This is a genomic window from Rhizobium sp. BK176, assembly GCF_024808055.1.
In genome coordinates this window covers 154794-177716 of record NZ_JANUBV010000003.1, presented here as the reverse complement: position 1 = coordinate 177716, position 22923 = coordinate 154794, and the positions used below count along the sequence as shown (strand labels likewise).

Here is a 22923-nt window from a genome sequence, read left to right as displayed (position 1 = left end):
TCCGATATTCGTCAGCCGGCGTAGCTGACCAACAGGTCCTTGGCGTCGATCTGATCGCCCGCCTTGACCAGCACTTCCGCGATCGCACCGTCCTTTTCGGCATGGATCGCCGTTTCCATCTTCATCGCCTCGATGGAGACGAGAACGTCGCCGGCGTTGACCGTCTGGCCCGGCGAGACGAAGACGCGGGAAATGACGCCCGGCATCGGCGCACCGACATGCGCGGCATTACCGGGTTCCGCCTTGCGGCGGGCGGCGGCACCGGTCGCACCGTGAGCGCGATCCGGAACCTTAATGCGGCGTGGCTGGCCGTTGAGCTCGAAGAAGACAGTGACCATGCCTTGACTGTCGGTCTGGCTCATCGCTTGATTGACGATGACAAGCGTCTTGCCCTTTTCGATGTCGGCAAACAGCTCCTCGCCGTCCGCCAGGCCGTAGAAATAGGCCGGCGTCGGCAAGACAGAGACCGGGCCATAGGTGTCGGAGGCCAGTGCGAAGTCGGTGAAGACCTTCGGATACATGAGGTACGAAGCAAACTCGAAATCGCTGACCTCGCGCTCCAGCTTGGTCTCGATCGTCTTGCGCTCGGCATCGAGGTCGGCATCGGCAAGCAGCGAGCCCGGACGCACCGTATAGGGCGCGTCACCCTTCAGTGCCTTCTTCTGCAGTGCTTCTGGCCAGCCGGAAGGAGGCTGACCGAGATCGCCCTTCAGCATCGAGACGACCGACTCTGGAAAGGAGACTTCCTTGTCGGCGCTGACAACATCGGCGACCGTCAGGTCCTGCGAAACCATCATCAGCGCCATATCGCCAACGACCTTCGAGGACGGCGTCACCTTGACGATGTCGCCGAACATCTGGTTGGCGTCGGCATAGGCCTGCGCCACTTGGTGCCAGCGGGTCTCGAGGCCGAGCGAGCGGGCCTGTTCCTTGAGGTTGGTGAACTGGCCACCCGGCATTTCGTGCAGATAGACTTCCGAGGCCGGCCCCTTCAGGTCGCTTTCGAAGGCCGCATACTGATGACGCACCGCTTCCCAGTAGAAGGAGATACGGCGGATCCATTCCGGATCGAGACCCGGATCGCGCTCTGAACCACGCAGCGCCTCGACGATCGAGCCGAGACAGGGCTGCGAAGTATTGCCGGACAGAGCGTCCATCGCGGCATCGACGGCGTCGACGCCAGCATCGACGGCGGCGAGAACCGTCGCGGCGGCGATGCCCGAAGTGTCGTGCGTGTGGAAATGGATCGGCAGGCTGGTAGCGTCGCGCAGTGCCTTGAACAACACCTTGGCGGCAGCCGGCTTCAACAGGCCGGCCATGTCCTTCAGTGCGATGATATGCGCGCCGGCCTTTTCGAGCTCTACGGCGAGGTCCGTATAGTACTTGAGATCGTACTTCGGGCGCGCGGAGTTCAGGATATCGCCGGTGTAGCAGATCGCTGCTTCACAGAGCTTGTTCTCTTCGGCCACCGCATCCATCGAGACGCGCATGTTCTCGACCCAGTTCAAGCAGTCGAAGACGCGGAAGAGATCAATACCGCCGGCAGCTGCCTGGCGGACGAAGTATTTGACGACGTTGTCAGGATAGTTCTTGTAGCCGACGCCATTGGCGCCGCGCAGCAGCATCTGCAGCAGCAGATTTGGTGCCGCTTCGCGGACCAGCGACAGGCGCTCCCATGGATCTTCCGTCAGGAAGCGCATCGAGACGTCGAAGGTCGCGCCGCCCCAGCATTCCAGCGACAGCAGGTTCGGCAACGCATGCGCGTAGGTGCCGGCGATCCGGGCAATGTCGTAGGTACGCATGCGCGTGGCAAGCAGCGACTGATGGCCATCGCGCATCGTCGTATCGGTCATCAGCACGCGTTTCTCATTGCGCATCCACTCGCCGAACTTCTTCGGGCCGAGCTTGTCTAGAAGCTGCTTGGTGCCGTCGGGAATCCCATTGCCGTTGGTATAGGGGACGACCGGCTCGGCGATGTCCGCCGATGGCTTCGGGCGGTCCTTGGCTTCCGGATGGCCATTGACCGTCACGTCCGCCAAATAGGTGAGCAGCTTAGTTGCACGGTCAGCACGTTTAACCTGCTGGAAGAGTTCCGGCGTCGAGTCGATGAAGCGTGTGGTGTAACTGTTATCCCTAAACTTCGGATGCGTGATGATCGCTTCCAGGAAGGTCAGGTTGGTGGCAACGCCGCGGATGCGGAATTCGCGCAGCGCACGGTCCATGCGCGAGATCGCTTCAGACGGGCTCGGCGCCCAGGCCGTGACCTTGACCAGCAGCGGATCGTAATAGCGGGTGATGATCGCACCGGAATAGGAGGTGCCGCCATCAAGGCGAATGCCGAAGCCGGATGCCGAACGGTAAGCGGTGATGCGGCCATAGTCAGGGATGAAGTTGTGCTCGGGATCTTCGGTCGTGATGCGGCACTGCAGAGCGTGGCCGTTGAGGCGAATGTCATTCTGCGCGGGCACGCCCGATTCCGGCGTGCCAATCGCGAAGCCGTCAAGAATGTGGATCTGCGCCTTGACGATATCGATGCCGGTAACGACTTCGGTGACCGTGTGCTCGACCTGGATGCGCGGATTGACTTCGATGAAGTAGAATTTGCCGGTGTCGGCGTCCATCAGATATTCGACGGTACCGGCGCCGATGTAATTGGTGGCACCCGCGATCTTCAGCGAATAGGCCGCGAGTTCCTGGCGCTGCGCCTCGCTGAGGTAAGGCGCCGGCGCGCGCTCGACGACTTTCTGGTTGCGGCGCTGGATCGAGCAGTCGCGCTCGAAGAGATGTACGACGTTGCCGTGCGTATCGCCCAGAATCTGGCTTTCGACGTGACGAGCGCGCTCGACGAGCTTTTCCAGATAGACCTCGTCCTTGCCGAAGGCAGCCATCGCCTCGCGCTTGGCTTCCGTCACCTCGCGGGCGAGATCGGCTTCCGAGCGAATGACGCGCATGCCGCGTCCACCGCCGCCCCAGGAAGCCTTGAGCATAACGGGATAGCCGATCGCCGCCGCCATACGAGCGACTTCGGCCATATCATCCGGCAGCGGCTCCGTTGCCGGCACGACAGGAACGCCGACGGAGATGGCGAGGTTGCGCGCCGCGACCTTGTTGCCGAGCTGACGCATGGTATCGGCCGTCGGGCCGATGAAGATGATGCCTGCCTTGTTACAGGCATCGACGAATTCCGGGCTTTCCGACAGCAGGCCGTAACCCGGATGGATCGCATCGGCGCCCGAAAGCTTGGCGACGCGGATCACTTCGTCGATCGACAGATAGCTCTCGATTGGGCCGAGATCACGGGCAAGATGCGGTCCACGGCCGACCTGGTAACTCTCGTCGGCCTTAAACCTATGCAGTGCCAGTTTATCTTCTTCCGCCCATATCGCGACCGTTTTTATCCCGAGCTCGTTGGCCGCGCGAAACACGCGGATGGCAATTTCCGAACGGTTGGCAACAAGTATCTTGGAAATGGGCAATGCTGTCTCCTCACGGCATCGAAACGGGCAATTGCTGCACCCGCGAAGAGAAGTCTTAACGTGCTGTCACGGAAAGTTCAATTTCCAGAAACGACTCAGATAGAATTTCTCAGATTAGGTGAGGAGTCCGTGACGGAAGGCGACAGCAACGGCGTGCTGTCTGTTTCTTGCCTGCAGCTTGTCTTGCAGGCCGTTCATGTACCAGTCGACGGTGTGATTGGAAATCTTGAGGCGTTTTCCGATCTCAACGGAGGTCATGCCCTCTGCAAGATATTGCAGTATCTCCATCTCGCGGCGCGTCAACCGCGTGTCGATGCCGGAAACTTCTTCGAGCGTGTGCATCTCACCCTTGAGCTCGAGCAGTCGCCAGAACGCTTTTCGCGCTATGGCATCAAACAGTGAGATTTCGACAGGAGACAGATCGACCTGCGTTCCGCCGACGCTCATGGTACCGAGGATCCCGTTTCGACCGTGGATAGGAAAAATGTAGCCGTCCCTAAGCCCATGGCTATGTGCGTCGGCCATCATCTGTTCCATCCGGCGATAGTGCGGATCCTTGCGGAAGGCGGCCAGGCTGTCTCTCCAACGGAACGGTCTTTGCGCATATGCGAGATAGCGAACCGTCGGGTCAGTCAGAACGTATTTCTTCGAAATATAGATCTGCGGCCATTTCTCCGGCCAATGACCAGCAAACATCAGACTGATTGGATCTTCCGTCGCTTTCAGATGTCGCAAAAGGCCGTAGTACTGGAACCCGTAGGCATGGATGACATGCTCCAGTTCGGCGACAACTCCTTCAGGTCTGCGACACTCTTCCAAAACGACAAGCAATTGAATTAAAGAATGAATACTCACGGAAATGCCCCTACCCCAATTGGGCTCCGCGCCGAATGTCACGAACCAGTGGGACGTGCTTGCCTGGGGCCCTTCGACGCAAAACAAGCGTCAATCTATGGTGTGCCAGCCCGACCCCGGGGCGCAAGCGAAAATTGCGAAAATTGCGATGTGCCCCAAAAAATTTCAGAAGCCCAGTGGAAATAACCGACTGTGAGATCGCCGCTCATGCAAAAGAATCTGGCCATTGCCGCCTGCCTGAACGCTCTGTTAATCGCTGGTTCAGGTATCTTTTTGTAGCGTTGCAGCGTCCCTTATTTCGCACATGCACAAGAGGTATCGCCGTGTCGCTATTCAAGGTCTATGCTCGAGCTTTGCGCTATCTTGGCGCTTACAAGCTCCGCGTATCCCTAGTCGTTATTGCGAACATCGTGCTTGCCGCGATCACGATCGCTGAACCGATTTTGTTCGGTCGCATCATCGACGCGATTTCAGGCAAGGGTGAAGTCAAACCCATTCTTTTCATGTGGGCCGGCTTTGCCGTCTTCAACACCATAGCGTTCGTTCTTGTCGCTCGTGAGGCCGACCGGCTGGCTCATGGCCGTCGCGCCACGCTGCTGACGGAAGCGTTCGGCCGCATTATCTCCATGCCGCTCTCCTGGCATCACCAGCGCGGCACGTCGAATGCGCTGCATACGCTGCTTCGCGCCTGTGAAACGCTTTTCGGCCTGTGGCTGGAGTTCATGCGCAATCACCTGGCGACGGTCGTAGCCATCGCGCTTCTGGTGCCGACTGCGATGTCCATGGACCTGCGTCTTTCGGGCGTGCTGGTTGTGCTCGGCATTGCCTACTGGCTTATCGGTCGTCTCGTCATGAGCCGCACCAAGGACGGACAGGCTTCGGTCGAAAACCACTACCACACGGTTTTCTCGCACGTCAGCGATTCGATCAGCAACGTATCGGTCCTGCACAGCTACAACCGCATCGAGGCGGAAACCAAGGCGCTGAGGTCCTTTGCCGACCGTCTGCTGCAGGCTCAGTATCCGGTTCTCGACTGGTGGGCTCTGGCCGGCGCCATGAACCGCATGGCATCGACCATCGCCATGATGATCATCCTGGTGATCGGTACGCTGATGGTTCAGTCCGGCGAACTGCGCATCGGTGACGTCATTGCCTTCATCGGTTTTGCGAACCTGCTGATCTCGCGCCTCGACCAGATGCGCCAGTTCGCGACGCAGATCTTCGAAGCCCGTTCGAAGCTCGAAGACTTCTATTCGCTGGAAGACTCCGTCCGCGACCGCGAAGAGCCGGCCGGCAATGCCGATATCACCGACGTCAAGGGCGAGGTCGAGTTCCGCAACGTGTCGTTCCGCTTCGGCAACACGGCTCAGGGTCTGCACAACGTCTCGTTCACCGCCAAGGCTGGCCAGACGGTTGCGATCGTCGGCCCGACCGGCTCCGGCAAGACGACGATGATCAACCTTCTGCAGCGCGTCTACGATCCGGACAGCGGCCACATCTTGGTCGATGGTCATGATACGACGAAGATCACCCGCAAGTCGCTTCGCCGCTACATCGCAACCGTGTTCCAGGATGCCGGCTTGCTCAACCGTTCGATCAGCGACAACATTCGCCTCGGCCGGGAAGGAGCTTCGGATGAAGACATGCGCCGTGCAGCCGAAGCTGCCGCAGCAGCCGACTTCATCGAGACACGTGAGGACCAGTACAACACCCACGTCGGTGAGCGCGGCAACAAGCTCTCGGGCGGTGAACGTCAGCGTGTGGCAATCGCCCGCGCCATCCTCAAGGATGCGCCGATCCTGGTGCTCGACGAGGCAACAAGCGCACTTGATGTCGAAACGGAAAACCGCGTGAAGGCCGCAATCGACAACCTGCGCCAGAACCGCACGACCTTCATCATCGCGCACCGTCTTTCCACGGTTCGTGAAGCTGACAAGGTGCTGTTCCTGGACGGCGGCCGTGTCGTTGAAGAAGGTAGCTTCGATGAGCTCAGCCAGAGCAACGGTCGCTTTGCGGCACTGTTGCGCGCTAGCGGCATCCTGACGGATGAAGAAGTTCGCAAGGCACACACGACCGAAGCCGCGTAAGGCTGAGCAGATCGTACCAACAACAGCCGGACGGCACTTCGCCGCCCGGCTTTTTTCTTGCCGCTTGAGAGTTCACGCATAATTTAGGCAAAACTGGCGTGGCTGAGGAGGCGACATGAAGGTCCTGCGAATCGTAGCAAACATCGAGACCGCCGACCCTCTCGCCGCGAAGGTCTTCTATCAGGACATCCTTGGCCTAGACATCCTCATGGATCACGGCTGGATCGCCACCTTTGGCTCAAACCAGTCAATGCCGGTCCAGGTAAGCTTCGCGAGCGAGGGCGGCTCCGGGACGCCCGTCCCGGGTCTTTCGATCGAGGTCGACGATGTCGACGAAGTCTTCGCGGCCATGAGCTCTTCAGCTTTCGAGGTCATTTACGGCCCGGCCGACGAGGCTTGGGGGGTTCGTCGCTTCTATGTGCGCGATCCCTTCGGGACAGTCGTAAATATCCTTTCGCACAGGCCATGAGACCAAAAGTCGAGCCGATCCGGCGCCGTCGCACGGCGTCGGCCGTCCCTGCAAAGGCGTTAGACTAAAGTCATAATCCCAAAGCCGCTCTCTGTATGGATGAGCTTTTCTGTCACACTCTCATCAGGCGAACCGCGACCCGGGGTATGCTTTGAGGAGAGCAAGGTCGCGCGCCGCGTTTCACATCGTTCTGTGGAGGACAGAAAATGGCAAATATCGCAAGCGTCGACGGCACAAAAGCCGGTCCGATGACGGGCGAGGAGAAGAAGGTTATCTTCGCCTCGTCGCTCGGCACGGTTTTCGAATGGTACGACTTCTATCTATATGGTTCGCTCGCCACCTATATCGGCGCGACCTACTTCACCCAGTATCCGGAAGCGACGCGCAACATCTTCACGCTTCTGGCCTTCGCCGCCGGCTTCTTGGTGCGCCCGTTTGGCGCGCTGGTTTTCGGGCGCCTCGGCGATCTCGTCGGCCGCAAGTATACGTTCTTGGTCACGATCCTCATCATGGGTCTCTCGACGTTCCTCGTCGGTATTCTTCCCGGTGCTGCATCGATCGGCATCGCAGCACCCATCATTTTGATCGGCCTTCGCCTCCTGCAGGGCCTGGCGCTCGGTGGTGAGTATGGCGGCGCGGCAACCTATGTGGCCGAACACGCGCCAAATGGGCGCCGCGGATACTTCACCTCGTGGATCCAAACCACTGCAACGCTCGGCCTCTTCCTTTCTCTGATCGTCATCGTCGGCGTTCAGTTCCTAATGGGCAAGGAAGCTTTTGCAGCATGGGGCTGGCGTATCCCGTTCCTGCTCTCGGTCGTGCTTCTCGGCGTCTCCGTCTGGATCCGCCTGAAGATGAACGAGTCGCCGGCATTCCAGCGCATGAAGGCGGAAGGCAAGGGGTCCAAGGCGCCACTGACCGAAGCCTTCGGCCAATGGAAAAATGCAAAGATCGCCCTGATCGCGCTTCTCGGCGCAACGATGGGTCAGGCAGTCGTGTGGTACGGCGGTCAGTTCTATGCGCTGTTTTTCCTGCAGAACGTCCTCAAGGTCGATTTGCAATCGGCAAACATCATGGTGGCGATTGCCCTCATCCTCGGCACACCCTTCTTCGTCGTCTTTGGCGGCCTGTCCGACAGGATCGGCCGCAAGCCGATCATCATGGCCGGCCTGTTGATCGCAGCAGTGACCTATAATCCGCTGTTCAAGGCCATGACCTGGACGGCCAATCCGGCGCTTGCCGAAGCACAGGCTTCCATACGGGCCACGGTCACGGCCGACCCGGCGGATTGCAAATTCCAGTTCAATCCGACCGGAACCGCGAAGTTTACGAGTTCCTGCGATGTGGCAACGGCTTTCCTGACCAAGAACTCGGTGCCTTATGACGTCGTGCCTGGCCCGGCGGGGCAGCCCGCAACCGTAAAAATCGGTGACGAAACTATCGCCAGCTTCGATGCCGTCGCCGCCGGCGACAAGGCAAAGGCAATGACCGGCGCCTTTGAAAAAGGCGTCAACATCGCCCTTCATGATGCCGGATATCCGCTGAAGCGCGGTGCCATCAAGGTTCCAGATGCAAAACTGGACGCCTTCATTGCAGCCAACCCGGAGCTTGCTCTCAACGCCGATGCAGTCCGCGCCGGTGAAAAGCAGACCGTGCCGGCAGACAAGCTCGTCGCCGACAAGCTCCTAACGGCTGATGAAGCGAAGGGCGCCACCGATATGGCGGTCTATAGCATCGCCAATGGCGGCAGCTTTGCCATGACGGCCGACCCGGCCCGCGTCAACTGGATCGGTACGATTGCCATTCTCTTCGTGCTCGTGATCTACGTTACGATGGTCTATGGCCCGATCGCGGCGCTTCTGGTCGAACTCTTCCCGACCCGAATCCGTTACACCGGCATGTCCCTGCCCTACCATATCGGCAATGGTTGGTTCGGTGGCCTCTTGCCAGCAACGGCCTTCGCAATGAGCGCGGCAACCGGCGACATCTACTACGGTCTCTGGTATCCGATCGTGTTCGCTACAATCACACTGGTCATCGGTCTCATCTTCCTGCCGGAAACGAAGGATCGCGACATCCACGCGATGGATTGATCCAGGTAACCGAAATCTAAGAAAGCCCGGCGCTCGCAAGACGCCGGGCTTTTTCGTGTCTGGCCAACCCTAGAGAAGGCGGCTGAGCCTCGGCGTCGGCCAACCATCACGACCGATCGAGAAGACCAGTCCGAAGCGTGCAAACAAAATGGATGTCGCAAAAGCCAACCACGCGCCCAATGCGAGGCCGGCCGCCACATCGCTGGGATAGTGCACGCCAATGATGACGCGCGTGGCTCCAAGCCAAAGACCGATGCCGATGAAGCCTAGGCGGAACCGTGGAAAGAGAAGCGCCAGCGCCATGAACAGAGCGCCGACGTTGGAGGAGTGGCCCGACGGAAAGCTCTGATGAAGAAAATCGGTACTGAAAGGGACGAAGCTGAAAATGCCTTCCTGATCATAAAGCAGCGGTCGAGCACGCCCGATTGCGAACTTCAGCAGATTGGAAACGATGCTGGCGAACAGAACCGAGAACCCGACATATGCGGTCATCTGCCCAAAATAGGCGAGCCGGAAACGGCCGCGTACCTTCCATAGTCGTCGACGAACGAAATAGCCGGTCGCCAGGATTGTCAAAAGACCGACGAGGATCCAGACAAGCCTGCCGACGTCAGTGACATCCCCGGCGATCGACACCAGCGGAGGCGAAAGGCTTTTGACTGCCTGCCCCAACGGGCGGTCGAAGACGAAGAAGGCAATGGCAACAGCGTTGATGGCAAAAAGCGCGAAGCCTTTCCAGGGAACCCGACGGTGGATTGAGCGCCGCGCAGCGTAGCGCTTTCGCAAATAGCTCCAGCAGTTCGGCTTGCGATCGATGGCTTCGTTCATTCTACTCCCGCTCTTTGCTCAGCGCAGAAGGGAAATAGGAACAGCATCGGCCGCCTTCAAGCAAAGGCCTTCCGCACCGGGCGATGCGGAAGGCCAAAAGCGTGTTTCACGTGAAATATCAGGCAGAAAGCGCCTTGAATTCGGCGAGGATCGCGTCGCCCATCTCAGCGGTTCCGACCTTCGTGCAGCCTTCGGCCATGATGTCGCCGGTGCGGATACCCTTATCGAGCACGTTGGCGATCGCCTTTTCGAGGTTGTCGGCTTCCTGCACGAGGTTGAAGGAATAGCGCAGGCACATGGCGAAGGACGCAATCATCGCGATCGGATTGGCAATGCCCTTGCCAGCGATGTCAGGAGCCGAACCGTGCACCGGCTCGTAGAGTGCCTTGCGCTTGCCGGTCTTGGCATCCGGCGCGCCGAGCGAAGCCGAAGGCAACATGCCGAGCGAGCCCGTCAGCATGGCGGCAACGTCGGAGAGCATATCCCCGAACAGGTTGTCGGTGACGATGACGTCGAACTGCTTCGGCGCACGCACCAGCTGCATGCCGCCGGCATCCGCCAGCATGTGCTCGAGCTTGACGTCCGAATACTTGTCCTTGTGCGTCGCGGTGACCACCTGGTTCCACAACACGCCCGACTTCATGACGTTGCGCTTTTCCATCGAGCAAACGCGATTCTGGCGCGTGCGGGCCATTTCGAAGGCCACGGCCGAGATGCGTTCGATCTCGTAGGTGTCATAGACCTGCGTGTCGATCGCGCGCTTCTGGCCGTTGCCGAGATCGGTAATGGTCTTCGGTTCGCCAAAATAGACGCCGCCCGTCAGTTCGCGGATGATCAGGATATCGAGGCCTTCGACCAACTCCGGCTTCAGCGAGGAAGCGGAAGCGAGCGCCGGGTAGCAGATGGCCGGACGCAGGTTGGCGAACAGCTCCAGATCCTTGCGCAGGCGCAGTAGGCCGGCTTCGGGGCGCACTTCATAGGGAACATCATCCCACTTCGGGCCGCCGACGGCGCCGAAGAGAACGGCATCGGCGGCAAGCGCCTTCTGCATGTCGCCTTCGGAGATCGCGGCACCATGCGCGTCATAGGCGCTGCCACCGACGAGGCCTTCGTCGGTGACGAAGCCGGCATTCATCGCCTCGTTCATATAGGCAATGATCTTGCGGACCTCACCCATGGCCTCGGGGCCGATGCCGTCGCCCGGCAGCAGGAAAAGATTGCGCGCTGTCATGAAACCCTCCGCGGAAAAACAAGTTGCGGTTTCTTAGACCTGCAAAATCGGCATTTCAAGCGAGTGCGAGGCCGATTCGGTACGGTTGCGGAATTACGGCCGAGATCCCTCGTTGACCGACCCGCGCAAGCGGGTCCACAAGGAGAGCCTGTATCGCCAAGCTCATCGGGTACCACCATGCCATCTGCACCGCTCCACCTCGACACACCGCTTTTCCGCACCTCCGCCGATTACAGCGCAAGCAACAAGCCGCTCTGGCTGAAGCTTGATGCGCTGCAGCCATCCGGCAGTTTCAAGCTCCGCGGAGTCGGCAGGCTTTGTCAGCATGAAATCGAAAATGGCGCCCGTGAGATTTTCTGCGCCTCCGGTGGCAATGCGGGGATCGCCGCCGCCTATGCCGGACGAGCGCTCGGCATTCCGGTGACGATCGTCGTGCCCGAGACGACGTCGCCGGAAGTGCGCCAATCGATCGAGGCGACCGGCGCGACGGTTCTGGTGCACGGATCGGTGTTCGACGAAGCCAATGCCTACGCAATCGAACGTGCGAATGCCAGAAACGCAGCCTATGTGCACCCGTTCGACCATCCGCTTTTGTGGGAAGGGCACGGCACATTGATCGACGAGGTTGTCGCAAAGGGCGCTCACTTTGATTGCGTCATCACGAGCGTCGGCGGCGGCGGCTTACTTGCGGGGATCGTTGCCGGACTTCAGCGAAACGGCTTGTCTGATGTGCCCGTCATTGCCGTTGAAACCGAAGGAGCCGCGTCCCTTCATGCCAGCCTTGCCGCAGGCGAATGCATCACCTTGCCGGCGATTACTTCCATCGCCAGCTCGCTCGGTGCGCGCCAGGTGGCCCGACACGTCTTCAACCTGCCGAAACACCACCCGATCGAGAGCGTGACGGTGACCGACGCACAGGCAGTCGCCGCCTGCATCAAGTTCGCCGATGCCTATCGCATCCTGGTCGAACCCGCTTGTGGCGCAGCGCTCGCGGTCGCCGACGTCCATGCCGATATCCTCGAGCGGTTCAAAAATCCGCTGATCGAGGTCTGCGGCGGCATCGGCGTTTCCATGGAGAAGCTTAAAACGTGGAAAGAGCTGTTGCTGTAAGCCGACCAAAGAAAAAGCCGGGCAAAAGGCCCGGCTTTGACGACTGGTATGTTTTCCAGGACTACGCTGCCCAGGGGCGCGATGCCGTGTTCTTGGCTTCGAAGCTGTCGATCGCCTCGCCCTTCTCGAGCGTCAGGCCGATATCGTCGAGGCCGTTCAGTAGGCAGTGACGCTTGAACTCGTCGAGATCGAACTTGATCGAGCCACCGTCCGGACCGGTGATCTCGAGGTTTTCCAGATCGACCGTCAGGATCGCGTTGGAGCCGCGCGAGGCGTCATCCATCAGCTTGTCGAGGTTTTCCTGGCTGACCTTGATCGGCAGAATGCCGTTCTTGAAACAGTTGTTGTAGAAGATGTCGGCAAAGCTGGTCGAGATGACGCAACGGATGCCGAAGTCGAGGAGCGCCCACGGCGCATGCTCGCGCGACGAGCCGCAACCGAAGTTGTCGCCGGCAACGAGGATCTTTGCATTCTGATAGGCGGGCTTGTTCAGCACGAAATCCTGGTTCAAGGAGCCGTCTTCATTGTAACGCGCTTCAGCGAAAAGACCCTTGCCAAGACCCGTGCGCTTGATCGTCTTCAGGTAGTCCTTCGGAATGATCATGTCGGTATCGATGTTGACAACCGGCAGAGGGGCAGCAACGCCCGTCAGCTTTGCGAATTTGTCCATGGCCTGGCTCCAATGTCAGCAGACGTAGTTTTGTTAATCTGCGTTTAGTCCAGATTTCGACCGAAATGAAGGAAAATTTATATCGTCTATGCGGCTGCGCGCGGATTCGACGCACAGCCGCCATGGTCGTCATGAGATCAGTTTGCGTTCGCTGGCGCATTCATCGCCCAGAGAACCCCGAAAGGGTCGCGGAGCTGACCGTATCGATCACCCCAGAACATCAGCTGGACGGGTAGGATCACCTCGGCGCCGGCGGCAACGGCGCGGTCCCACCAGAAATCGATGTCGTCGATAACAAGCTGAAGCGTGAAGCCCTGATGCTTTTCAAAGGGATGACCATGCTCGGGATAGGCATCACAAAGCATCAACGAGCTTCCGTTGATGTAGAGGTGGACATGCATCGTCCGCCCGTTTTCGTCAGGCGGGACGACAAACGCCTCCTCAGCACCAAATGCACGCTTGTAGAATTCTGCGGCCTTCAGCGCGCCGTCGACCGTGACATAAGGCAGCAAGCCATTCTTGACCGGTGGCATCTTCATCGTGCCGGTTTCCGTTGCAGTATCCATACTGTCCTCCATGATTTGATTGGTTCGGGTAAAACCCTGACCTTTCAAAGACGCGGGAAGATCAGTCGAGCCGACAGCGATGCAAAATTTTTCTGGAAGCGACCTGAGATTAGAGGTCGATGATCGTGCCGCGCCCGTCATTCCAGATGCGCATGTTCTCGCCGGAATGTGGTTTTGCCTTGGCTGTGGCGCGGACCGGTGCCGGCTTCATCTTCAGCGAAAGCGCGCGGCCAACCATAAGCACCGTCAGGATACCACCGACTGCCAGCGTCACGGAAAATGTGACGAACGCCAGCGCAACGAAGGCGGTGATGCCTGCGAGCAGGAGGAAGACGGAACGAATGCTTTGCATGGTTTTAGACCTTTCTTCGGAAAGGAATGTGGTCCTTCTTTTCTTTCTCTGCAAGGTGAGCATGGCTTTTTGTTGTCTTGCCACCTGTCATAAAGCTTGGCACACATTTGTGATGACCCGCAATTCTCCGACTCGTTCCTTGAACCTGCGCCGCTCGGTGCTGAGCGTCCCTGCCATCAATGCGCGCGCCCTGGAAAAGACTCATGCGCTCGATTGCGACGCCGTCATCTTCGATCTCGAGGACTCCGTGGCCCCGGAACGGAAGGAGGAAGCCCGCGAGAATCTAAAGGCCTTTTTTTCGGGCGCTCCTCTTGTGAACAAGGAGCGGATCATCCGCATCAATGCGCTGGATTCCACATTCGGAAATGCGGACATCGAACTGGTATTGGCACTGGAGCCGGATGCCGTACTCCTGCCGAAAGTGGACGAGCCTCAGGATGTGATGTCCATAAGCGACCGGCTTGCCGATGCCGACGCGCCGGAAAGCCTCCGCATCTGGGCGATGATCGAAACACCCCGTGGCATTCTGAACGCGGCCGCGATTGCCGAAGCTGGGCGCACGCCTGGCTCACGGCTCGATTGTTTCGTCGTCGGCCTCAACGACCTGCGCAAGCAGACCGGCGTCCTGCCACAGCCGGGCCGTACCTATCTCGTGCCCTGGTTGATGCAGGTGGTACTTGCCGTGCGCGCCTATGGCCTCGACGCGATCGACAGCGTCTTCAACGATTTCAAGGATGCCGATGCCTTCGATGCCGAATGCGCGCACGCCCGCGCCATGGGCTTCGACGGTAAGATGCTGATTCACCCGGCTCAGATCGAAGCCGCCAACCGGCATTTCGGCCCGGATGAGGCGGCAATTGCCGAGGCGGAGGCGATCATCGCCGCCTTTGCCGACCCCGCTGCAGATGGCCTGAATGTCATCAATGCCAATGGTCGGATGATCGAGCGGCTACACCTTGTCCAGGCGGAAAGTCTGGTTCATAAAGCCCGCCTGATTGCAGAACGCCAAACGGCGAAGTGAAAGACGACTTTAGATGAAGCTTTATCGCCTTCTGACCGGCCAGGATGATGCCGCTTTCTGTCACCGCGTAACCGACGCCCTCAACAAGGGCTGGTCGTTGAACGGCTCGCCGTCGCTGACCTTCAACACCCAGACCGGCCAGGTGATTTGTGCTCAGGCGATCGTCAAGGAAGTCGAAGGCAAGGATTACCACCCGGACATGAAGCTGTCCGAACAGTAAGCGAAGGCTTAGCGTTCGGCCGCCTCTTCGGCGCTCGCCTCGATCCGTTCCATGTCGTCGTCGCTAAGACCGAAATGGTGGCCGATCTCATGGATGAGGACGTGAGTAATGATGTCGCCCAGCGTCTCATCGTTCTCGGCCCAGTAGTCGAGGATCGGCCGCCGGTAGAGGCGGATACGGTTCGGCAATTCGCCGGTTTCCATTGTGAAACGCTCGGAGATGCCTCGGCCTTCAAAGAGGCCGAGAAGGTCGAACGGCGTTTCCAGCGCCATGTCCTCGAACACGTCGTCGTCAGGGAAGTCCTCGATCTCGATCGTCAGATTGGTGGTCAGTGAGCGAAACTCTTCCGGCAGGTGGCTGTACGCCTCCATTGCCAACGACTCGAAAGTACTGATCGTCGGAGCGTGGCGATCCTGCCAATTATCGCTCTGGTCTATGCGGGCCATAAAAATTCCCTTCCTTTGCCGCCCATATAGAACCTTTGCGTACGATTTTCGAGAGCGGAATCAAAGGCAGGAATAAATTCACATCGAATGCCTGTTGACTCTTTCGCCCGCCTCTGGAATCCATAAGAACATAACAGGAACATATGAGACTTGGAGAACGTCATGGCACAGTCGGCCGTGACGCGCGAGCGGCTTTTTGCGCTCCGCGAAACCATTGCAAAGCTTGAAGGAAAGCCCGCGCCGGCCTTGGCTGCAGCGCAAGGCGAAGCCTTGGCCGAAAGGGACCTCTCCACCAACAACGACAGTGGCCTGCGTCTTCCTCTTGGAATCCCCGCGCTCGACGAGGCAGTTGATGGCGGCCTGCCGCTCGACGGGATCACCGAGGTTCGTTCCGACCTCTTACGCGAAGCCGGCGCTGGCAGTGGCTTCATGCTGGCGCTTGCCGCCATGCTGCAGCGCCAAGTGGAAGAGAGCCACAGTGCTTCGCTGCCGATCCTCTGGATCGCAGACATCGTTTCCACGATGGAAGCAGGCGTCCCCTACGCCGTGGGCCTGCGCGATTTCGGCCTGAAACCGGACCAGTTCTTCTATGCCAGCCCACGCAAGCTTGAAGATGCCCTTTGGCTTGCCGAGGCCGCAGTCGAAAGCGGCGTCTTTCCTGCGACGATTCTGGAGGTTCGCGGCAATCCGAAGCCCTTCGGCCTGACGGAAAGCCGTCGTTTGAGCTTGCGGGCGAAAGCATCTAAACGCCCGCTTTTCCTGTTGCGGCAAGCTGGAGAGGAAGAAGCCAGCAGCGCTTGCTTCCGCTTCCTTGTGGCACCCGCGCCGGCACAGGCGCGACCCTTGCCGGATGGCACGATGCTGGGCGGTAGCATCGGCAATCCGGTTTTTCATCTCACCCTGGAGAAGAGCCGCAACCCGGCTCCCCTCTCCTTTCTACTGGAGTGGAACCCTCATGACCGCCGTTTTTTCGCCGTCTCCCGATCAGTCGACCCTCGCCTTCCAGACGAACGCGCAACGCATTCTGGCACTCCACTTTCCACATCTTCCAACCGACCGGATATCAAGAAAGAAATGGGGGCTCTCCTGGCGTTCGCGCGGACGTCCTGAGGCCGCACCGATCGTCTGTTCTAGCCGTCTCAACAATACCATGCGGCTCACAGCGCTGGACGAGGCAGCCGAAACCCTCAATCTCCGAAAGCACATGGGCGTCGCCGAAGCCCGCGCCATCCACCCCACGCTTGATGTGATCGAGGACGACCCGGCCGCCAACCGGCGCTTCCTGGAAGCGATTGCCGATTGGTGCGATCGCTACACTCCGCTTGTCGCTCTCGATGGCGTGGATGGCCTGTTTCTGGACATAACCGGCTGCGCCCATCTGTTCGGTGGTGAGACGTCCCTTCTCAAGGATATTCTCGCAAGACTCTTCCAGATGGGAATTGACGCCCGCGGCGCGATCTCTTCCTCACCTGGATTGTCCTGGGCCATCAGCCGTTTCGGCCAAGGCGGCATCATCGAGTATGGAGAGGCCGAACAGGCGCTGGCCCCCTTGCCCGTCGCGGCCTTGCGTCTAGAGGAAGAAACGATAGGAGGCCTGAACAAGATGGGCCTTAAATATGTCGGCGATTTGCTGACCGCGCCGCGCGCCCCGCTCACCCGCCGCTTTGGCGGAACGGTGCTCTTGAGACTCGATCAGGCGCTTGGAACCGATGAGGAACCGGTTTCTCCACGCCTGCCCGTCGCAAGCCTCTCGGTCGAACGTCGCCTGATTGAGCCGATCGCGGCCGAAGACGATATCCTTGCGCTCACCGACCAGATTGCCGTCTCCCTGAAGCCCTTGCTCGAAGCGCGTGGCGCCGGCGGCCGCATCTTCGAACTGGTGCTGTTCCGTGTCGACGGCAAGGTGTTTCGGATTTCTGCCGGAACCGCGCAGCCCTTGCGGGAGCCCAACCGCATCGCCGCCCTCTTTGCCGAACGCCTGCAGGCAATTCACGACGATTTCGATGCCGGTTACGGATTCGAGATCCTTCGTCTCAACGTACTCCTGCACGAGGACTTCGTGACCTCGCAGGGGGATTTCGAACACCGCCAGCAGAAGGATGCCTCTCTTGCTGCCTTCGTGGATCGGGTTTCCGCCCGCCTTGGAGAAGACTGCCTGCAAACCTTCCAATTGCGGGAGAGCCACATACCGGAAAGAGCCTCCGTTACAGTGCCAGCGATCGATCATCTGTCCGCCCCGAAAACCCGGGAGGGACATCCACCGCCGGCCAGGAGCGAGCGGCCCATCCGGCTATTGCGGAAAGCGGAGCCGATGGAGGCCTTTGCCATCGAAATTCCCGATGGCGCACCAGCGAGCTTTCATTGGCGACGCATGCAGCACCGTGTCTTGAAGAGCGAGGGACCGGAGCGACTGGCAACGGAATGGTGGCTAGATGGTGCGGAAGCTGCGGATCGAGACTATTTCCGGATCGAGGACGATAAGGGACGTCGCTTCTGGATCTATCGCCAGGGCCATTATGAGCGGGACACCGCACAGAGCTGGTTCATGCATGGGATCATTGCCTGATGTCCGCCTTCTTCGAAATCGGCGCAAGGAGCAATTTCTCCTTTCTGGAGGGCGCCTCCAAGCCCGAGGAGATGATCGTTCAGGCTGCCGTTCTGAAGCTTGGAGGCCTTGGCATTGCCGACCGAAATTCAGTTGCGGGTGTCGTCCGGGCCCATGCCCAGGCAGAGGCGATCCGGAAAAAGTTCGAACGAATGAGAGCCGGGCTTCTGGAGGAGCGCGAGAAGAAGGACATCATTCCCGATCCGATCCGTTTCCAGCCGGGAGCCCGTCTGGTTTTTACAGACGGAACGCCTGACATTCTTGCCTACCCCCGAAATCGTCGAGGCTGGGCGCATCTTTGCCGGTTGCTGAGCAACGGAAACCTGAGAGCCGAGAAGGGTAAGTGCATTCTGTCGGAAGAGGATCTGATGGAATGGGGCGACGGCATGATGCTTGCAATCATTCCGCATCCATCCATTGCCGATGATAACAATCACGCCGCTTTCGAAGCCTGTCTGGAGCGGTTCAGAAGACGCTTCCGGAAAAACATCCACATGGCGCTCGCTCCCGCCTATGACGGCCGCGATAAGCGCATGTTTGCGACCATCGCCATGCTGGCGGACCGCAACCGCATCCCGCTGATCGCAACCAACCAGCCGCTCTACCACGATACCGCCCGCCGCCCTCTCGCCGATATCGTGACATCAATCCGGGAGCACGTTTCCATTCCCGTGGCTGGCTTTCTCCTGGCTCCAAATGCCGAACGCTATCTCAAGAGTGGCAGCGAAATTCTGCGCCTCTTCAGAGACTATCCGCAGGCAGTCACGAACACAGCGAAGTTCTTTGGCAGCCTTTCCTTTTCGCTCGACGAACTGGAACACAATTACCCCTCCGAGAATGACGAGGGGGAAACGCCTTATGAAACACTGGAACGCCTGACCAATTCAGGTGCAGCAAAGCGCTTCCCCGACGGCGTACCTGAGAAAGTTCAGAAGAACATTGAGTACGAGTTGGATCTCGTTCGCCGGAAGCAATATGAATCATACTTCCTGACGGTCCATCGGATCATCCAGTATGCCCGGCACGAGAGGAGGATCCTCTGCCAGGGGCGCGGCTCCGCTGCAAACTCGGTGATTTGCTATTGCCTGGAGATAACCGAGGTCAATCCGGAGAAGAGCACCCTGCTTTTCGACCGCTTCCTCTCGATGGACCGCGACGAGCCGCCTGATATCGATGTCGATTTCGAGCACGAGAGGCGCGAGGAGGTCATCCAGTATATCTATCAGACGTACGGCAAGGAACATGCCGGCTTGACGGCAGGGGTAACGACCTACCGTACCCGGTCCGCCGGGCGCGAGGTCTCTAAGGCTTTCGGCCTCTCGGAGGACGTCCAGTCGGCAATCGGCAGCCTGGTCTGGGGCTGGTCGGAAGAGAAGTTGTCCGAGCGCGAAGCAAGGGCCGCCGGGCTCGAAACCTCCGATCCCATGACAAAGAACGTGCTGAAATATGCATCCGAGCTTCTCAGTTTTCCCCGGCACCTCACCCAGCATGTCGGAGGTTTCGTCATCACAAGGGACAGGCTGGATGAAGTCGTTCCGATCATGAAGACGGCAATGCCCGGGCGCTATATGGTCGAATGGGATAAGGATGATCTCGACAATCTGAAAATCCTCAAGGTCGACATTCTGGCGCTCGGAATGCTGACCGCATTGAAGCGGGCATTCGATCTGCTTCTCCTGCACTACGACGTCAAAAAGACGCTTGCCGATCTCGGCAACGCTACGCATGAAGACGAGAAGCCTGTCTATGCGATGATGTGTCGAGCCGACACGCTTGGCGTCTTCCAGATCGAGAGTCGGGCGCAGATGAGCATGTTGCCACGTCTGAAACCGAAGGAGTTCTACGACCTTGTCATCGAGGTCGCCATCGTCAGACCCGGCCCCATCCAGGGTGACATGGTTCACCCATACCTGAAGCGCAGAGAAGCCGAGGCACGTGGCATCCCAGCGACTTACCCGAGCGAGGAACTGAAGGGGGTTTTGGAGCGAACACTTGGCGTGCCACTCTTTCAGGAGCAAGCCATGCAGATCGCCATCACGGCAGCGGGTTTTCGGCCAGCCGAAGCGGATCAACTGAGGCGAGCCATGGCGACCTTCAAGCGGACAGGCACCATCGGCAATTTCGAAACGCGGTTCATGGAAGGCATGGTCGCGAAGGGTTACGCTCGTGATTTTGCCCAGCAATGTTTCAACCAGATCAAGGGATTTGGCGAATATGGTTTCCCGGAAAGCCACGCCGCCTCTTTCGCTTTGCTGGTCTATGCCTCGTCCTGGGTAAAGGCTTATTACCCCGACGTCTTCTGTGCAGCGATGCTGAATTCACAGCCCATGGGCTTCTATGCCCCAGCTCAACTCGTCCGGGACGCCCGGGAGCATGGCGTTGAGATTCGGCCGGTCGACATCAATGAATCGAATTGGGATTGCTTGCTTGAGGAGGCCGAATTCAACAGACGGACCGTTGATTTCCGGCATGCCGCCATGCGGGAAATCATCCAGACGAAGCGAGCCGTTCGGCTTGGCTTCAGGCAGATAAAAGGCCTTTCGGAAGCGAGCATGCAGCAACTCGTCGCAAATAGAGGCAAGGGCTATTCCTCGATTCGCGATCTCTGGCTGCGCTCAGGCCTGCATAAAGCGGATATAGAACGGCTCGCCGATGCGGATACCTTTCATTCCATAAGACTATCACGACGCGAAGCGCTCTGGGCCGTGCGGGCGCTCGATGCGAAAAGCGCCGCTGAAAAACTCCCTCTGTTCGACCAAGTGAGTCACATCGATCTACAGCTCGAGCCTGAGACGCGTCTGCCGGAAATGCTGGCTGGTGAACAGGTGGTTGAAGACTATCGCTACCTTTCGCTATCTTTGAAAGGCCACCCCGTCTCATTCCTTCGTAACGAGTTCCGCAAGGCCGGGGTGGTGCGGAATGTCGATCTTCTGACCGTCCCGAACGGAAGAAGAGTAACGATCGCTGGCCTGGTTTTGGTGCGTCAGCGTCCCGGCTCAGCCAAGGGCGTCATCTTCATGACACTCGAGGACGAGACGGGCGTTGCCAATGCGATTGTCTGGAAGAAGGTCTTCGAGAAGTATCGCCCGATCGTCATGGGTGCGCGGCTCGTGAAAATATATGGCAAGCTTCAGAGCCAGAGCGGCGTGATCCACACTGTCGTCGACCATATCGAGGATATGACCCCTGCGCTTGGCATCCTCCAGAAGGAAGCCCGTCGCTTCGGCGTGAGCGATCGTTCGGACGAAGCGCTCAATCCGACGATGGACCCGCGACAAAGGAAACTCGCAAACTCACTTGAAAAGGCTGCCATGGAGAAGAGGCTGACTTCAAGCCATTCCGAAGCGAGAGAAACAGCTAACATTATGCCAAGGGGCCGCAATTTTCATTGAGATCGCGATCTGGTGGATTCGCAATGCACCTGAAAGCTTGTTCCGAGCGCCACACGGTCTGCGACCAATGAACTACCCCCCGCGACTCGATTTTTTCTTGACACATATCATCTTCTTTTGCAGAAAAGGGGATAGTGAATGTCATGTTTGGAATGATGCCGTGCTTGTCTGCAGCTGCAACTACATAACTGATCACGAAATCCGGGAAGTCATCAATGAGCTTCTCGATCAGGACTGTTGGCAGCTCATTGTTCCAGCAAAGGTCTACCACGCCATGGAAAAACGGGGCCGCTGCTGCGGCTGCTTCCCGAATGTGGTCGATATCATCATCCAGACAACCGAAGAATATCACGCCCGTCACGACTCGACGGACGCCGAAATATTTGATTTCATGTCCCGCCTCAGAGAATTCCACGAAGAAAACAGGAGAGCGGACATTGAAAGGCGACAAAAAAGTCATCGAGCGGCTTAACGAGGCCCTCTTTCTCGAACTCGGCGCCGTAAACCAGTACTGGGTCCACTACCGACTTCTTGAAGATTGGGGCTACACCAAGCTAGCCAAGAAGGAGCGGGCGGAATCCATCGAGGAAATGCACCACGCCGATCGCCTGGTTGCACGTATCATCTTCCTCGAAGGCCATCCCAATCTCCAGACCCTCGCTCCTCTTCGCATCGGCCAGAACGTCAAGGAAGTTCTGGAAGCCGACCTTGCCGGCGAATACGATGCGCGCACGGCCTACAAGAAATCACGCGACATCTGTCATGAGGCCGGCGACTACGTCTCGATGAAGCTTTTCGAAGAGCTCCTCGCGGACGAGGAAGGCCACATCGACTTCCTCGAGACGCAGCTTGATCTGCTCGGCAAGATCGGCGAATCGAAATACGGCCAACTCAACGCCGACTCTGCCAACGAGGCCGAGTAATCCTCGTAGTGACCGGCAGCTCCGGCCGCCGGTCATTCACTCTGCGGCGCTTAGACCAACCAAGTGCCTGAACTCGTCGACGACCTGCTCATAGACAGCCCGCTTGAAGGGTACGATAAGACCGGGCAGGCTCTCCATCGGCTTCCACTCCCAGGCATCGAACTCAGGCGCATGCCCGCCTGGCGGCGGATTGATTGCGACCTCGCTCTCATCGCCATCGAAGCGGAACGCGAACCAGCGCTGCGTCTGACCGCGGAACTTGCCTTTCAATCCGATGCCGATCAGCTGCGGCGGCAAGTCATAATTGATCCAGTTCCGCGCCTCCGCGAGCAGCGTCACGGTACGAATGCCTGTTTCCTCGTAAAGCTCGCGGTAGGCCGCCTCAAGCGGATCCTCGCCCTTGTCGATGCCGCCCTGCGGCATCTGCCAAAGCTGCGGCGATCCATCATACTCGGAATTCTCTTCCGGAATCCGTCGCCCCGCCCACACCAGGCCCTGACGGTTGAGGATCATGACACCGACACAGGGGCGGTACGGCAGGTCCTCGGCTTTGACGATCGGCTTGCTCATCGGCTCTCT

General features: G+C 58.9%; 20 protein-coding genes. 11 read left to right on the top strand and 9 right to left on the bottom strand.

Annotated features, from left to right (window positions below; all coding sequences use genetic code 11):
• Positions 1-11: 11 nt before the first annotated feature.
• Together pyc and FHT76_RS13570 are read right to left on the bottom strand one after the other, a co-directional pair.
• Complete coding sequence (pyc, locus tag FHT76_RS13575) at positions 12-3476, bottom strand: pyruvate carboxylase (RefSeq protein ID WP_259126922.1); 3465 nt, start codon at positions 3474-3476, stop codon at positions 12-14.
• A 114-nt stretch (positions 3477-3590) separates the two neighbouring features.
• Positions 3591-4331, bottom strand: coding sequence for a LuxR family transcriptional regulator (locus FHT76_RS13570; RefSeq protein ID WP_183864326.1), 741 nt, complete (start codon positions 4329-4331; stop codon positions 3591-3593).
• 323 nt (positions 4332-4654) lie between these two features.
• Between FHT76_RS13570 and FHT76_RS13565 the strand changes: the two genes are divergently transcribed.
• The 3 genes from FHT76_RS13565 (at position 4655) to FHT76_RS13555 (ending at position 8980) form a co-directional block, all read left to right on the top strand.
• Positions 4655-6418: a glucan ABC transporter ATP-binding protein/ permease gene (locus FHT76_RS13565; RefSeq protein ID WP_183864327.1), complete on the top strand. Its 1764-nt coding sequence runs from the start codon at positions 4655-4657 to the stop codon at positions 6416-6418.
• A gap of 115 nt (positions 6419-6533) precedes the next feature.
• The gene (locus tag FHT76_RS13560; protein WP_259126925.1) at positions 6534-6887 is read left to right on the top strand and encodes a VOC family protein; all 354 of its coding nucleotides are present in this window, start codon (positions 6534-6536) and stop codon (positions 6885-6887) included.
• Positions 6888-7093: 206 nt separating this feature from the next.
• A complete protein-coding gene (locus FHT76_RS13555) occupies positions 7094-8980 on the top strand; it encodes an MFS transporter (protein WP_183864329.1) in 1887 nt (628 codons plus the stop codon).
• A gap of 69 nt (positions 8981-9049) precedes the next feature.
• Here FHT76_RS13555 and FHT76_RS13550 read toward each other — a convergent pair whose 3' ends face one another.
• Positions 9050-9808 carry a phosphatase PAP2 family protein gene (locus FHT76_RS13550; protein WP_183864330.1) on the bottom strand — a complete coding sequence of 253 codons (759 nt, stop codon included), beginning with the start codon at positions 9806-9808 and terminating at the stop codon, positions 9050-9052.
• Between the two features lie 118 nt (positions 9809-9926).
• The gene (leuB, locus tag FHT76_RS13545) at positions 9927-11039 is read right to left on the bottom strand and encodes a 3-isopropylmalate dehydrogenase (RefSeq protein WP_183864331.1); all 1113 of its coding nucleotides are present in this window, start codon (positions 11037-11039) and stop codon (positions 9927-9929) included.
• Positions 11040-11216: 177 nt separating this feature from the next.
• Between leuB and FHT76_RS13540 the strand changes: the two genes are divergently transcribed.
• On the top strand, positions 11217-12149 hold the full coding sequence (locus tag FHT76_RS13540) for a pyridoxal-phosphate dependent enzyme (protein ID WP_183864332.1): 933 nt from the start codon (positions 11217-11219) through the stop codon (positions 12147-12149).
• A 61-nt stretch (positions 12150-12210) separates the two neighbouring features.
• Here the strand turns inward: FHT76_RS13540 and leuD are convergent, their stop codons facing one another.
• From leuD to FHT76_RS13525, 3 genes are all read right to left on the bottom strand, one after another.
• On the bottom strand, positions 12211-12819 hold the full coding sequence (gene leuD / locus FHT76_RS13535; protein WP_183864333.1) for a 3-isopropylmalate dehydratase small subunit: 609 nt from the start codon (positions 12817-12819) through the stop codon (positions 12211-12213).
• Positions 12820-12956: 137 nt separating this feature from the next.
• On the bottom strand, positions 12957-13385 hold the full coding sequence (locus tag FHT76_RS13530) for a glyoxalase/bleomycin resistance/extradiol dioxygenase family protein (RefSeq protein WP_183864334.1): 429 nt from the start codon (positions 13383-13385) through the stop codon (positions 12957-12959).
• 109 nt (positions 13386-13494) lie between these two features.
• The gene (locus FHT76_RS13525) at positions 13495-13737 is read right to left on the bottom strand and encodes a hypothetical protein (RefSeq protein WP_028827987.1); all 243 of its coding nucleotides are present in this window, start codon (positions 13735-13737) and stop codon (positions 13495-13497) included.
• A gap of 112 nt (positions 13738-13849) precedes the next feature.
• Between FHT76_RS13525 and FHT76_RS13520 the strand changes: the two genes are divergently transcribed.
• Complete coding sequence (locus tag FHT76_RS13520; RefSeq protein WP_183864335.1) at positions 13850-14758, top strand: CoA ester lyase; 909 nt, start codon at positions 13850-13852, stop codon at positions 14756-14758.
• Positions 14759-14771: 13 nt separating this feature from the next.
• Positions 14772-14978: a DUF1737 domain-containing protein gene (locus FHT76_RS13515; RefSeq protein ID WP_183755031.1), complete on the top strand. Its 207-nt coding sequence runs from the start codon at positions 14772-14774 to the stop codon at positions 14976-14978.
• Positions 14979-14986: 8 nt separating this feature from the next.
• Here FHT76_RS13515 and FHT76_RS13510 read toward each other — a convergent pair whose 3' ends face one another.
• The gene (locus tag FHT76_RS13510) at positions 14987-15424 is read right to left on the bottom strand and encodes a metallopeptidase family protein (RefSeq protein ID WP_016556767.1); all 438 of its coding nucleotides are present in this window, start codon (positions 15422-15424) and stop codon (positions 14987-14989) included.
• A gap of 162 nt (positions 15425-15586) precedes the next feature.
• Here FHT76_RS13510 and FHT76_RS13505 point away from each other — a divergent pair, with 162 nt between their 5' ends.
• From FHT76_RS13505 to bfr, 5 genes are all read left to right on the top strand, one after another.
• Complete coding sequence (locus FHT76_RS13505) at positions 15587-16534, top strand: ImuA family protein (RefSeq protein WP_246712740.1); 948 nt, start codon at positions 15587-15589, stop codon at positions 16532-16534.
• Positions 16446-17990: a DNA polymerase Y family protein gene (locus FHT76_RS13500; protein WP_259185671.1), complete on the top strand. Its 1545-nt coding sequence runs from the start codon at positions 16446-16448 to the stop codon at positions 17988-17990. The genes FHT76_RS13505 and FHT76_RS13500 overlap by 89 nt, the downstream gene beginning before the upstream one ends.
• Positions 17990-21421, top strand: coding sequence for an error-prone DNA polymerase (locus FHT76_RS13495; protein WP_259126932.1), 3432 nt, complete (start codon positions 17990-17992; stop codon positions 21419-21421). The genes FHT76_RS13500 and FHT76_RS13495 overlap by 1 nt, the downstream gene beginning before the upstream one ends.
• Positions 21422-21488: 67 nt before the next feature.
• Positions 21489-21893 carry a (2Fe-2S)-binding protein gene (locus tag FHT76_RS13490; protein WP_246712741.1) on the top strand — a complete coding sequence of 135 codons (405 nt, stop codon included), beginning with the start codon at positions 21489-21491 and terminating at the stop codon, positions 21891-21893.
• Positions 21859-22344 carry a bacterioferritin gene (bfr, locus tag FHT76_RS13485; protein ID WP_028827993.1) on the top strand — a complete coding sequence of 162 codons (486 nt, stop codon included), beginning with the start codon at positions 21859-21861 and terminating at the stop codon, positions 22342-22344. Before FHT76_RS13490 ends, bfr begins: the two co-directional genes overlap by 35 nt.
• Before the next feature lie 36 nt (positions 22345-22380).
• On the opposite strand, the gene FHT76_RS13480 is transcribed toward bfr, so the two are convergent.
• Positions 22381-22914, bottom strand: coding sequence for an RNA pyrophosphohydrolase (locus tag FHT76_RS13480; RefSeq protein ID WP_183864339.1), 534 nt, complete (start codon positions 22912-22914; stop codon positions 22381-22383).
• Positions 22915-22923 lie beyond the last annotated feature (9 nt).